Below are 12481 nucleotides of genomic sequence, written 5' to 3'. Positions count from 1 at the left end.
GCACGCACACCATGACCACCACCGTCGAGTACATCCGCTACCGGATCGCCTCGCAGGACCAGCAGGCCTTCGAGGAGGCGTACGCCCGTGCGGCCGAGGCCCTGGCCGCCTCGCCCGAGTGCATCGACTACGAGCTGGCCCACAACACCGAGGACACCGAGCGGTACATCCTGCGGATCCGCTGGACCTCGGTCGACGCCCACCTCAACGGCTTCCGCAAGGGCGAGCACTTCCCGGCGTTCTTCCAGGCGATCCGCCCGTACGTGACGAACATCGAGGAGATGCAGCACTACTCCGCCACCGACGTCGTCGGCCCGGGAAAGGCCGCCGGACAGTCATGAGCACCACGCCCACGATCTACGAGTGGATGGGCGGCGCGGAGGCGATGCGGCGCCTCACGGACGCCTTCTACGGGCACGCCCTGCAGGACGAGATCCTCGCCCCCGTCTTCGCGGGCATGGACGCGGAGCACCCGCAGCACGTCGCGGTCTGGCTGTCGGAGGTCTTCGGCGGCCCGTCCGACTACTCGGCGCACCACGGCGGCCACATGCACATGGCCACCAAGCACCTGGGGCGCGGCATCACCGAGCAGCAGCGCCGCCGCTGGGTGGACCTGCTGCTGGACACGGCCGACGAGGTCGGCCTCCCGACGGACCCCGAGTTCCGGGCGGTGTTCGTCTACTACATCGAGTGGGGCACCCGGATGGCCCTGATCTACTCGGGCCCCAACCCGCCGCCGGTGGACGCGGCCAAGGTCCCGGTCTGGTCCTGGGGCCAGACCCCGCCGTGGATCCCCAAGACGACGGCCGAATGACCCGGGCGGGCCCCGCGGCCGGCAGGACGCGGGGCCCGCTCAGCCGGCCACCACCACGGTGAGCGGCGGCGCCCCGTCCTGGCCCCGCCAGAACTCCGCGGCCTGCTCCAGGACCTCCCCGAGCGTCTCCCAGTCCTCGGCCCGCTCCGCGGCGTACCCGCGCCAGGAGGTCACCGCCAGCAGCCGCCCCGGCGCCTCCGGCAGCCAGGACAGGTCGATCAGCGCGTCGGCGAGCGCGTCCCAGTTGCCGCCGAACCACTCCGGCGCCCGCAGGGCCGCCGCGCAGCGCCGCATCAGCGCCGCCTTGCCGCGCACCCCGTCCAGGTCCAGCCGTACGGTCGTCCAGCCGGCCTGCTCGGCGGCGGCCAGGGCGGGGGCGAGCGGCTGCGGGGTGAGGCTCATCGGAGAACCGCCTTGAAGGTCTCGTAGTGGTCGTCCGTGTAGTAGAACTCCCCGCCCTCGCCCGTGACGATGCGACGGGCCCCGCGGTCGCGCTCCCCCGGGGTCCTGACCGTGTACTCGTGGTAGTAGCCGCGCTTCTGCCTCGGCAGGACCTTCTCGAAGTTCCCGAAGACGGTCCCGTCCTGCCGGTACGGGTACGGCCCGCCCTTGTCGATCAGCGCGAGCACCTCCCGGGCCTGCGCGGGCAGCGCGTCGGCCCGTACGGTGGCCATCCCCTTCGCCCACGCGGGGGCGGTGGCACCGGACCCGGCGGTGGCGGGCGCCGGCGCGGCCGGGGCGGAGCCACCGCCGCAGCCCGCCGCGCCCACGAGGGCGGCGCACAGGAACAGCGCCCCCAGCACACGGGACAACGACCGGGGCACGCTCCGAAAGATCATGCCCCGATCGTGCCAAATATCCGATATTTACGCGAGCCGCGACAGTGGCCTCACAACACCGTCATCTTGGAGTAGGGGCTCAGGACACGCCTGCGGGTCGCGCCGAAGTCGACGAGGACGGCCACGTCCTTCTCGACGCCGACGACCCGGCCGAGACCGAACGCGTCGTGGTTCACCCGGTCTCCCACGCCGAACCCCCGTACGGGCGGCTCGACGGGGGCTTTGAAGGGACTGGACGGCAGATGGCGGCGGGACGCCGCGGGACTGGTCATTGAAGCCAGTATGCGCGGCCGGGCGGCGTTCCGGCCCGGGGAACGGGTCTCGATTGCGACAACCCTGCGCCGGGGCCGGGGCTCGGCGGACTCGTCAGAGTTCGTCGGGGTCGGCCCGCTCCAGCGCCGGCCGCAGCCCCGGGGCGGACTCGGTCAGCAGGTAGTCCGCCACCGCCGTGTCCGTCACCAGGCTGGTCACCAGCCCCGAACGGAGCACCGCGCCGATCGCGGCGGCCTTGCGCAGCCCGCCCGCGATGGCCACGACCTCCGGGATCCGGCGCAGCCGGTCGGCCTCGACGGTGATGCACCGCTCGCCGAGGTCCCGGCCGACCCTGCGCCCCTCCGCGTCGAACAGGTGGGCCGACATCTCGGCGGCCACGCCCAGGGAGGCGTAGTGCGCCCGCTCCTCGTCCGTGAGCATGTCGTGGACGGTCGAGATCCCCGGCTCCCAGGAGCCGATGGACACGGCCGCCACGGTGACCTTGTCGAAGTACTCGAAGGCCCGCGCGATGCCCGTCTGGTTGCGCAGCGCCGCCGCCGTCGCCGGGTCCGGCAGCAGCATCGGCGCGTAGATGGGGTGCGCGTCCCCGCCGGAGACCTGTGCGGCGCGCCGCACGGCCTCCACGGACCCGCGCTCGGCCGTCCCCGCGTCGTACACGCCGGTCAGCTGGACGACGGTGCACGGCGGCAGCCGGTGCAGGGAGGCCGCCATGTGGATGGTCGACCGCCCCCAGGCCAGCCCGAGGACGTCGCCCTCGTTGACCAGCTCGCCCAGCAGGTCGGCCGCGACCGCCCCGAGGTTCTCCGGATCGGGTGCGTCCTCGCTCGCGTCCGCCGGGGACTCGACCACGACGGCGTGCCGCAGCCCGTAGCGGGCGCGGAGCGCGTCGGAGCGCTCCGCGTCCAGTTCCGCCGGTACCCGGATCTCGATGCGTACGAGATCGCGTTCCAGGGCGGTCTCCAGGACCCGGGCCACCTTGAAGCGGCTCACGCCGAACTCCTCGGCGATCTGGATCTTGGACTTGCCCTCCAGGTAGAAGCGGCGCGCCATGGCCGCCGCCTGCACCAGCTCCGCGGGTCCCATCCGCAGGGCTGACCGTCCCGCCGACATTGCAGACACCGCGCTCTCCTCACTGCTGTTCACACTGTCGTGTTCACACTCTCGACTCGCCGTTCATCCTGTCAGATCCAGCGGCCATTGATCAGCCTGGACGACATCCGTTCACCGAGCCGTTCACCAACGCTCGGTTCAGTGGTCGCAGGCCCACGGCGCGGCGGCGATCGCCGCACCCGCCTGGTCACGCAGGGTCCGCACCGCGGCGGCCGGATCGACCGCCCCGTAGACCGCGCTGCCGGCCACGAACACGTCCGCGCCGGCCTCCGCGACCCGCTCGATGGTGGTGGCCGATACCCCGCCGTCGACCTGGAGCCACAGGTCCAGTCCGTGCTTGGCGATCAGCTCCCGGGTCCGGCGGACCTTGGGCAGCATGATGTCCAGGAAGGACTGGCCGCCGAAGCCGGGCTCGACGGTCATGATCAGCACCATGTCGAGCTCGGGCAGGAGGTCCTCGTACTGCTCGATCGGGGTGCCGGGCTTGAGCGCCATCGCCGCCCGGGCGCCCAGGGCGCGGATCTCGCGCGCGAGGCGCACCGGGGCCGCGGCGGCCTCGGCGTGGAAGGTCACCGACCCGGCGCCGGCCTCCACGTACTGCGGCGCCCAGCGGTCCGGGTCCTCGATCATCAGGTGCAGGTCGAGCGGGATGTCCGTGGCACGGCTCAACGACTCCACGACCGGGACCCCGAGGGTGAGGTTCGGCACGAAGTGGTTGTCCATGACGTCGACGTGCAGCCAGTCGGCCCCCTCGACGGCCCGCGCCTCCTCGGCGAGACGGGCGAAGTCGGCGGACAGGATGCTGGGATTGATCTGAACGGCCATGCCCCCAAGCCTGCCATGCCCCCGGCCACTTCAGGCCACGGCCCCGGAACTCCGGGTCCCCCGACATCGTCCGGGCGATCACGGGTCCGGTGGCCGGTCCTGGCGCCTCCCCGCCGCAGGCGGCGGCCGGCGGGAGAATGGCCGCCCCACGGCCCCCGGAGGACTGCGTGAAGACGGCTCTGACGAACGCCCGGGTCTTCGACGGCCGGCGGCTCCTCGACCCCGCCACGGTCGTCGTCGACGGCGGGCTGATCACCGCCGACCCCGCGGGGGCGCGGGTGGCCGACGCCGGGGGCACCGTCCTCCTCCCCGGGCTGATCGACGCCCACGTCCACCTGCACGGCCCCGAAAACCTGCGGCAGCTGCGCGACCACGGCGTCACCACCGCCCTCGACATGGCCACCTGGCCCCCGGCCCTGGTCGACTCCCTGCGCGCCGTCCAGGGACTCACCGACATCCGCAGCCCGGGCACGCTCGCCATCGCGGCGGGGGGCCTGCACTCCCGGATGCCCGGGGTGCCGGAGGACAGCGTCGTCACCGGCCCGGCCGACGCGGAGCGCTTCGTGGCGGCCCGGGTGGCCGAGGGCGCCGACTACATCAAGATCGTGGCCGAGCGGCCCGGCCCCGGCGCCCTGGACCAGCCCACCCTCGACGCCCTGGTCGCCGCCGCGCACGCGCACGGCCGCCTCGTCGTCGCCCACACCGCCGCCGCCGAGGCCTACGCCATGGCGCAGCGGGCCGGCGCCGACGTACTCACCCACGTCCCGGCCGACCGCCCCCTCGACGCCGCCGCGGCGGCGTCGATGCGCACCGCCGGACGGGCCGCCGTGCCGACCCTGACCATGATGGAGGGCCTCGCCGCGGCGGGGCTGCCGGGCCTGGAGGACTACGGCCGGGCCCGCGCGAGCGTCACCGCCCTGCACCGGGCGGGCGTACGCGTCCTCGCGGGCACCGACGCCAACGCCACCCCGGGCGTCCCCTTCACCCCGCCCCACGGCAGCAGCCTCCACCACGAGCTGGAGCTCCTGGTGGACGCCGGCCTCTCCCCCCTGGACGCCGTACGCGCCGCCACGGTCCTCCCCGCCCGCCACTTCGGCCTCACCGACCGCGGCGCCGTCCGCCCGGGCCTGCGCGCCGACCTCGTCCTCCTCGACGGCGACCCCCTCACGGACATCCGCGCCACCCGCCGCATCCTCCGCGTCTGGTGCGCGGGCGTCGAGCACACCCCCGCCGCCGAGGCCTAGCCGGCCGGGAGGAAGCAGGGCGAGGTCACCTTGAGGGTGGCGATGCCCTCGCCCGTGGCGCGGTCGAGGACGCCGGTGATGGCTTCCATCCAGAAGTCGTCCGGCTCCGTGCGCATGCTGACCCACGGGAACGGGCCGGACATGTCCTTCTCGTCCGACGAGTGGATCTTGTGGCCCTGCTTGAGCCAGGCGTCCTGCGCCTGCAGCACGAGGTTCCTGGCCTCGGCCCCCGGAACCCCGGTGAGCTTGTAGAAGAGAGTCACCTGCAGCCGGTCGTCAGGGCTATGGTCATCCTTGGCGATGCAGGGGCCGATGGTCTCGGGGCCAGTACGCTTCAGCGTGGGCTTGGGCGACAGGGTCACCACCGCCTGCTGGATGATCTCTTCCGCCCGGTCGGTCGCTTGCTGCTCGGTCATCACGACCGGCTTCGGTGACGCCCCGCACGAGGTCACCACGATCGTCATGGCCGGCAGTACCGCAGCCGCGAGGGCCCTGCGCAGGTTCACGGTCGCCCTCCGGTCACGGTTTTCGCCCGGCTAGACGTTTGCGGACGTCGGACCGTTGAGTGGCGTCGTCACAGCTACGCGCACCGCGCCCGTGGCGGAAGCCGCGACCTGGGCCACCGTGTGCTCTCCAGGGTGGCCGGCGACGACAGCCGGGAGGCCCTCGAACGTCGGCATGTGGCGTACCTTCCACCCCGCGCCGTGGAAGCACGTCTGCGCGCGCGCCACGGCCCGCACCCTCTCGTCCTCCGGAAGCGGCGGAGTCGACCAGGTGTGGTGGACCGCAGCCCCCGACTCGTCCCGGACCACGCTGAGGCCCTCGCCAGGTTGCGTCGGCGCGGACCCGACCCGCAGGGCGTCGTAGATCCTGCTGGAGTGGGCGAGGGCCCGGCGCACGGCGGGATCGTCGGCCTTCGGGGCCTCCAGTGCCGCGGGATCGGCCGCACCGGCCGCCGAGGCTTTACCTGGCGGGAGGAAGCAGGGCGATGTCACTTTGAGAGAGGCAAGGCCCTCGCCCTTGGCTCGATCCACGACACCGGTCATGGCGTTCATCCAGAAGTCGTCGGGCTCCGTACGCATGTAGACCGCCGGAAAGGGAGTGGACCAGTCGTCCTCGCCCGATGTGTACTTGTAGCCCTGCTTCAGCCAGGCGTCCCGGGCCTGCCGCACGAGATTCTGGGCCTCGGGCCCCGGAACACCGGTGAGCTTGTAGATGACGGTGACCTGTACGCGGTCGTCCGGTCGGTGGTCATCCCTGGCGATACAGGTACCGACGGGCATGTAGCCCATGGGCTCCAGTGCGGGTTTGGGGGACATGCCGTCCACCGCCTGGTGAATGATCTCCTCTGCCCGATCGATCGCCTGCTGCTCGTTCATCGTCACCTGCTTCGATGCCTTTCCGCTGGTCTTCTGTCCGTCCCCCTGCAGCCCGCAGGCGGTCACCACGATCGTCATGGCGAGCAATGCAGCAGCCAGGATTGTTTTGCGTAGGTTCACGGTCGTCCTCCGGTCACGATCTCCGCCAGGCTGCCAAGGGGCTTGTCGTCCCAGTACTGCGAGTGCGCGGGCATGATCTCCCCGTCTTCGCCCGGCAGTTTGCCCGCGGGGACCGTGAAGACCTGGCCGCCGAAGTCGTCGGAGGTCGGATCGGTTCCGTGGACAATCGTGTGATCGTCGAAGAGGTCCCAGTACGACTTCGGGCTGAGCGGGTCCCGGGCCGGGGGCGGGGCGACGTTGATGAGGTCGTTCGCGGCCGTGGCCGCGAAGACGCGGTCCGGCGGGATGTTCAGGTCCTTCGCGTGATCCACGCCCACGCCTGGACTGCCCACCATGATCGCGTTGTCGACCGGCAGGTCGATGTGCTTGCTCATCGTCTGGCCCACCACCAGGGACCCGTAGCTGTGACCCAGGAGCGTCTGGTTCAGGCCACTCTCGCGGTGATTGGCTTCCTCGATGCCCTGGATGAAGTTGCCCAGCGGGTCTTCCGCCTTGTCGGCCCACTTGGTTTCCGTCGCATCGGTCGCTATGCCCTGCGGGGCGTCGTAACCGAGCCACACGATCGATGCCGTCGAGTGGACGGAATCCTTGCGCACCGCCTCTGCCTGGAGCGCCGCAGCCCGGTCCATGTCTCCGCGGATGGACGCCAGCTCGGCGAACGTCCCGGGCACGTACGTCACCACGTTGTCGGCGGTGTCCGGGTTGCCGATGGAGACGATGGCGCGCCCCATGCCGTTGCCGTCGAAGCCGAGCAGGTAAGGGCGGTTGCTCTCGCCCGTGTGTTCGTCGAAACGTTTCTGGATGGCGTCCATGCCCTGGTAGCCGTTCTCCAACTGCTTCCTCTTCTCCTCCCACGCCTTCCACTCGTCCGTCGGGACCGTCGCGCCCTTCACCTCGCGACCCGTGACGGGGCTGATGTAGGGCTTGAAGTGCTGCGGCTCCTTCGTGAGCCAGGCGTCGTAGTCCAGCTGCCTGGCGGCGCGCTGTTCCGCGAGCACGACGCGGTTCGCGTCGTCGCGTACGGCCGAGGGGAGGCCGTCGAGCGCTCCGATGCTCGCCGGGTGCATGGAGACGTAGGCCTCGCGCTGCTCCTCGGAGAGGCCGTTCCACCAATGGGCGTTGTCCTGGGGCCAGTCGTTCGCGGGCCGGGGCTTGATCGTGCCGAGGTAGCCCCCGGCCGACTCGCGTACGCCCTCCGTGTCCGAGGTGACGTCCGTCCAGTCCCGGTCGGACACCGTCAGGTCGTCGTCGGCCTGGAGGGACCGGATCTTCGGCTCCCACTTCGTGTCCGCGTCCGTGGCTTCCCTGACCGCCTCGGCGATCCGGTTCGCGTACCCCACCGCCTTGCCGAAGTTCGGGTTCGGGTGGATGTTCGCCGCCTGGCGCTCCAGGGCGTCGGAGGTCGCGTTGCCTCCGGCGCTGCCCGTCACCGTGCCGCCGGCGGCGTCCTTCTCCTCGCCCGGCTTCCGGCCCGCCGGATAGTTGACCGAGCCGTCCCCGTTCACCGTGCAGCCGTCCGCCCGGGCGTCCTCGACCGCCGCCTCCAGCTTCCGCTGGGCGGCCGCCATGTCGTACGCGAACCCGCTCAGCGCCGTGCTGATCACGCCGCATTCGGTCTGGGTGTAGTGGAAGTTCTCCGCCAGGGCCCGGAGCTGACGCTGCGAGGCGTCCGCCGCCTCGCCGCGCAGCGCCTCGCGCATGCCCGTGGCGACCGTGTTCTCGATGTGTTCCTTGGCGGCCTGCGCGGCACCGGCCATGGTGCGGTAGCCGGCGGCGGCTTCCTCGAACTCGCCCGGCTTGACGGCCTGGAGGGTCGCGTAGTCCATCCCGTCACCGCGCCTTCGCCTGGCCGCCGACGGCGTCCGTGTCCGCGTACCGGCGGTCCAGCCCGTCCATCTCGGCCTTGACCGCCTCATCGGTCGCCAACAGGTCGCGGCCCACCCGCTCCAGGACGCCCTGGAGGGAGCCGCACCGCTCGCTGACGCTCGACGCGTACTTCTTCCAGGAGTCGTACACGTCCTTCTGCGCGGCCGCGGTCAGACAACCCGTGGTCGCGCCGAGCCCCGCCTGGCCGTCCTCCAGCCTGGCCAGCGCGCCGCCGATGCCCTGGCGCAGGGAGCCGACCCCTTCGCCGGCCGTGGTCCACGCCTTCTTGCCGGACTGGAGGCCGCCCGTGACGGCGCTGGGTCCGGCGGCGGGTTCGGCCGGAACGTGGTCGAGCCGCATCCCGACGGGTCCCCCGCCGGCCGACTCGGCCTTGATCCGGTCCCACTCGTCCCACCCCATGCGCCGTTCCCCCGTCCCGCCCCTGTGGATCACACCGAGCCGGACGCTACCGCGCAGGCGGGCGCGGCTCATGAGTACGCGTACTCATGGGGATCTGGGGGACCGGACGGGGCCGGTGTCCGGCGGCGCGGGGTGGGGTAAGCGGGCTCTCGGCTGCGCCGCCGGGGAGGGTTACGCGGTGCGGCGCAGCAGGGCCAGGTACATCGCGTCCGTGCCATGGAGATGGGGCCACAGCTGGACGTCCGGGCCGTCGCCGAGGGCTGGTACGCCCTCCATGTACGGGCGGGCGTCGATCAGTTCGGCCGCCACCGGGAGGTTGCCCGCGCCCCGGCCCTTGAGGACGTCGTCCACCACCACCCGGGTCTCCGCCAGGTGCGGGGAGCAGGTCGCGTAGCCCACGACGCCGCCGACGCGCACCGCGGACAGGGCCTCGCGCAGCAGGGCGCGCTGGAGCGGCGCGAAGCCCTCCAGGTCCTGCGGGCGGCGCCGCCAGCGGGCCTCCGGGCGGCGCCGCAGGGCGCCCAGGCCGGAGCAGGGCACGTCCATCAGCACGCGGTCGAAGGAGCCCGGGCGCCACGGCGGCCGGGTGCCGTCGGCGGCGATGACCTGGTACGGGCCCGGGTTGCCGGCCAGCGACCGCTCCACGAGGCGCGCCCGGTGCGGCTGCTTCTCGGAGGCCAGCAGGAAGGCACCCCGCTGCGCGGCCAGCGCGCCCAGCAGCGCCGCCTTGCCGCCGGGGCCCGCGCAGCCGTCCAGCCAGCGTTCGTCGCGGCCCTCGACCGGCGCCGCCGCCAGGGCCATGGCGACCAGCTGGCTGCCCTCGTCCTGCACACCGGCACGGCCCTCGCGGACCGCCTCCAGCGCACCCGGCTCGCCGCCCTCGGCCATCCGCACGGCGTACGGGGACCAGCGGCCCGGCAGTGCCGATTCCTCGCCGAGCGCCTCGACCAGCTCCTCGGGGGTGGACCGGCCGGGCCGGGCCACCAGGGTGACCTCGGGCCGCTCGTTGTCGGCCTCCAGGAGGTCCTCGATCCCGGCGCGCCCGCCGCCCAGGGCGTCCCACAGCGCGCTGACCACCCAGCGGGGGTGGGAGTGGTAGACCGCGAGGTGCTCCTCGGCATCCTCGTCGTACGGCGGCGCGACCCGCTCCAGCCAGCCGTCCAGGTCATGGGCGGCGATCTTGCGCAGGACGGCGTTCACGAACTTCGCCCGCCCGTCGCCGAGCACCACCCGGGCCAGCTCCACGCTCGCGGAGACCGCGGCGTGCGTGGGGATGCGGGTGCCCAGCAGCTGGTGCGCGCCGAGCGAGAGGACGTCCAGGACCGGCGGGTCCACCTCGCGCAGCGGCCGGTCGACGCAGGCGGAGATGATCGCGTCGTACGTGCCCTGGCGGCGCAGGGTCCCGTAGACCAGCTCGGTGGCCAGGGCCGCGTCGCGGGCCTGGAAGGACTCGCTCTGGCGGGCCTTCTTCAGCAGCGGGGGCAGGACGAGGTTCGCGTACGCGTCGCGCTCGTCCACCGCCCGCAGCGCCTCGAAGGCCAGCAGCCGGACGGGGTCCTTCTGGGGCCGGCGGTACGGCTTGGCCGGCCGGCCGCCCGCGGCGGGGCTGCGGCGGGGCTGGGGGGACTTTTCGCTCACGTGGAAGGTGCTCCGGAGGTACGAGGTGCTTCGGGGTACTGCGGTGTCACGGGTACTGCGGTGTCACGGGACTCGGTGTCACGGGTCGGCGGGCGCCCCCGGCCAGGGGAGGGCCCGGATGGAATCAGCCTACGTCGGTCCCGCCCAGGCGCTCGCCGGGGGCGATGCGCACCCCGCGGGCCCAGTCGGCGCCCTTCATCGGCTTCTTGCCCTGCGGCTGGACCCAGAGCAGCTCGACGGCGTGCGAGCCGGTGCCGACGTACACGTTGTTCTTGGCCGGGGCCAGCACGCCCGGCGCGAGGTCCGTGCGGTCGGGTACCAGGCCGACGGAGATCAGCTTGAGGCGCTCGCCGCGGAAGACGGTCCACGCGCCGGGCGCCGGAGTGCAGCCGCGCACGACGCGGTCGGCGCGCAGCGCGGGGGCGTTCCAGTCGACGCGGGCGTCCTCGACGGTGATCTTCGGCGCGAGGGAGACCCCGTCGGCGGGCTGTTCGACGGCGCGCAGGGAGCCGTCCTCGATGCCGTCCATGGTCGCGGTCAGCAGGCCTGCGCCGGCGAAGGCGAGGCGGGTCAGCAGGTCGCCGCTGGTGTCGGTCGGGCGGATGTCCTCGGTGAGGACCCCGAAGACCGGGCCGGTGTCGAGCCCCTCCTCGATGCGGAAGGTGGAGGCCCCGGTGACCTGGTCGCCGGCCATGATCGCCTGCTGGACGGGCGCGGCCCCGCGCCAGGCGGGCAGCAGCGAGAAGTGCAGGTTGACCCATCCGTGGACGGGGATGTCCAGGGCGCTCTTGGGGATCAGGGCGCCGTAGGCGACGACCGGGCAGCAGTCGGGGGCGATCTCGCGCAGCCGCTCCAGGAACTCCGGGTCGCGCGGGCGGACCGGCTTGAGGACCTCGATGCCGGCCTCCTCGGCGCGCTCGGCGACGGGGCTGGCGACCAGCCGGCGGCCGCGGCCGGCCGGTGCGTCGGGCCGGGTGACGACGGCCGCGACCTCGTGCCGCCCGGAGGCGATCAGGGCGTCCAGGGCGGGCACGGCGACCTCGGGGGTGCCTGCGAAGACGAGCTTCACTGGGGTCCTACCTCGCTATCTCGGCGTCAGCAACGGTCCAGTCTAGGGGGCGTGGTCCCCCGGACCCGCCTGCGGGATCGGGGGCGTACGCACACACACGCGCCTCTCGCATATGCCGACACGCCCCCAGGGCGTGACCTGGGGGCGTGTCGACGCGTTGGTCAAGAGAGATTGACCGAAACGGGCCGCGATTCTGAACGGTGTCTGCGGCCCGATCCGCTCTTCAGCACCGGTTCGAGAGGCTTCTCCATGGCCGACCACGCCACCCATGACGCCCAAGCACGGGCCAGTCTGCACCTCCTGGTGCGGGACATCGAGCGGGTTCGCCGGCAGGTGGACGCACTGCGCACGCTCACCGCCCAGCTCGGCAACGTGTACCGCCCGCGCCGCTCCGGGCCCTCCACGGGCTTCGTCGTCTACGGCCGGGCGCCCGCGCCCACCGTCCGGCTCGCCCAGGAGCTGCGGGACAGCGTCGAGACGCTCGTCACCGCGGCGGTGGACTTCGACCGCTCCCTCGGCTTCTCGTGGGACGCGGTCGGTTCGGCGCTCGGTGTCACCAAGCAGGCCGTGCACCGCCGCTACGGGGCGCGGCGGGCGGCGCAGGCCGCGGAGGCGGCGGAGCCGCTGGCCGAGGGCACCGCGACGCGGACGCTGGGACCGCTGCCGACGATTCCGGCGGCGCGCTCCGTGCCGCCGCAGCCGGTCCGCGAGGACGCCCAGGCCACGGCCGCGGCGGGGCGCCCCTCCGCCTTCCCGGGCCCCCGCAACGGCTGACCCGCCCCCGCCGCCGGGACGCCGACCCCCGACGGCCCCCGGCCCCGGGGGGGGGGGGGGGGGGGGGGGGGGTGGGGGGGGGGGGGGTGGGGTGGGGGTGGGAGGGGGTA

At 73.2% G+C, this 12481-nt stretch carries 15 protein-coding genes; 4 read left to right on the top strand and 11 right to left on the bottom strand.

The features are described from left to right. Positions 1 to 11: 11 nt before the first annotated feature. Positions 12 to 341 carry a putative quinol monooxygenase gene (locus ACZ5NJ_RS27960; RefSeq protein ID WP_468768221.1) on the top strand — a complete coding sequence of 110 codons (330 nt, stop codon included), beginning with the start codon at positions 12 to 14 and terminating at the stop codon, positions 339 to 341. Continuing rightward, the gene (locus ACZ5NJ_RS27955) at positions 338 to 814 is read left to right on the top strand and encodes a group II truncated hemoglobin (RefSeq protein WP_468768219.1); all 477 of its coding nucleotides are present in this window, start codon (positions 338 to 340) and stop codon (positions 812 to 814) included. Before ACZ5NJ_RS27960 ends, ACZ5NJ_RS27955 begins: the two co-directional genes overlap by 4 nt. Positions 815 to 853: 39 nt before the next feature. On the opposite strand, the gene ACZ5NJ_RS27950 is transcribed toward ACZ5NJ_RS27955, so the two are convergent. The 5 genes from ACZ5NJ_RS27950 to rpe all read right to left on the bottom strand — a co-directional run bounded on the left by ACZ5NJ_RS27950 (position 854) and on the right by rpe (position 3861). Further along, the gene (locus ACZ5NJ_RS27950) at positions 854 to 1216 is read right to left on the bottom strand and encodes a barstar family protein (protein ID WP_468768217.1); all 363 of its coding nucleotides are present in this window, start codon (positions 1214 to 1216) and stop codon (positions 854 to 856) included. Then, positions 1213 to 1653: a guanyl-specific ribonuclease gene (locus tag ACZ5NJ_RS27945; protein WP_468768215.1), complete on the bottom strand. Its 441-nt coding sequence runs from the start codon at positions 1651 to 1653 to the stop codon at positions 1213 to 1215. Before ACZ5NJ_RS27945 ends, ACZ5NJ_RS27950 begins: the two co-directional genes overlap by 4 nt. A 50-nt stretch (positions 1654 to 1703) precedes the next feature. Then, a complete protein-coding gene (locus tag ACZ5NJ_RS27940) occupies positions 1704 to 1925 on the bottom strand; it encodes a hypothetical protein (RefSeq protein ID WP_468768213.1) in 222 nt (73 codons plus the stop codon). 94 nt (positions 1926 to 2019) lie between these two features. Further along, the gene (locus tag ACZ5NJ_RS27935; protein WP_045946176.1) at positions 2020 to 3036 is read right to left on the bottom strand and encodes a sugar-binding transcriptional regulator; all 1017 of its coding nucleotides are present in this window, start codon (positions 3034 to 3036) and stop codon (positions 2020 to 2022) included. A 138-nt stretch (positions 3037 to 3174) separates the two neighbouring features. Further along, positions 3175 to 3861 carry a ribulose-phosphate 3-epimerase gene (gene rpe, locus ACZ5NJ_RS27930; protein WP_468768212.1) on the bottom strand — a complete coding sequence of 229 codons (687 nt, stop codon included), beginning with the start codon at positions 3859 to 3861 and terminating at the stop codon, positions 3175 to 3177. 137 nt (positions 3862 to 3998) lie between these two features. On the opposite strand from rpe, the gene ACZ5NJ_RS27925 reads away from it, so the two are divergent. Continuing rightward, positions 3999 to 5105: an amidohydrolase family protein gene (locus tag ACZ5NJ_RS27925; protein WP_468768391.1), complete on the top strand. Its 1107-nt coding sequence runs from the start codon at positions 3999 to 4001 to the stop codon at positions 5103 to 5105. Here ACZ5NJ_RS27925 and ACZ5NJ_RS27920 read toward each other — a convergent pair. The 6 genes from ACZ5NJ_RS27920 to fmt all read right to left on the bottom strand — a co-directional run bounded on the left by ACZ5NJ_RS27920 (position 5102) and on the right by fmt (position 11597). After that, entirely contained in the window at positions 5102 to 5611 is a 510-nt protein-coding gene (locus ACZ5NJ_RS27920) for a hypothetical protein (RefSeq protein WP_468768210.1), read from the bottom strand. The two genes, ACZ5NJ_RS27925 and ACZ5NJ_RS27920, sit on opposite strands and share 4 nt — an antisense overlap. 30 nt (positions 5612 to 5641) lie before the next feature. Then, the gene (locus tag ACZ5NJ_RS27915) at positions 5642 to 6562 is read right to left on the bottom strand and encodes a hypothetical protein (protein WP_468768209.1); all 921 of its coding nucleotides are present in this window, start codon (positions 6560 to 6562) and stop codon (positions 5642 to 5644) included. A 38-nt stretch (positions 6563 to 6600) separates the two neighbouring features. Further along, entirely contained in the window at positions 6601 to 8430 is a 1830-nt protein-coding gene (locus ACZ5NJ_RS27910) for an alpha/beta hydrolase (protein WP_468768207.1), read from the bottom strand. A gap of 4 nt (positions 8431 to 8434) precedes the next feature. After that, positions 8435 to 8890: a hypothetical protein gene (locus ACZ5NJ_RS27905; RefSeq protein ID WP_468768205.1), complete on the bottom strand. Its 456-nt coding sequence runs from the start codon at positions 8888 to 8890 to the stop codon at positions 8435 to 8437. A gap of 171 nt (positions 8891 to 9061) precedes the next feature. After that, complete coding sequence (locus tag ACZ5NJ_RS27900) at positions 9062 to 10528, bottom strand: RsmB/NOP family class I SAM-dependent RNA methyltransferase (RefSeq protein WP_468768204.1); 1467 nt, start codon at positions 10526 to 10528, stop codon at positions 9062 to 9064. 124 nt (positions 10529 to 10652) lie between these two features. Continuing rightward, entirely contained in the window at positions 10653 to 11597 is a 945-nt protein-coding gene (gene fmt, locus ACZ5NJ_RS27895; RefSeq protein WP_468768203.1) for a methionyl-tRNA formyltransferase, read from the bottom strand. A gap of 249 nt (positions 11598 to 11846) precedes the next feature. Between fmt and ACZ5NJ_RS27890 the strand changes: the two genes are divergently transcribed. Beyond that, positions 11847 to 12371: a hypothetical protein gene (locus ACZ5NJ_RS27890; RefSeq protein ID WP_468768201.1), complete on the top strand. Its 525-nt coding sequence runs from the start codon at positions 11847 to 11849 to the stop codon at positions 12369 to 12371. Positions 12372 to 12481 lie beyond the last annotated feature (110 nt).

Source organism: Streptomyces sp. NPDC032091 (genome assembly GCF_055580265.1).
This window is presented reverse-complemented; position numbering and strand designations above follow the sequence as displayed.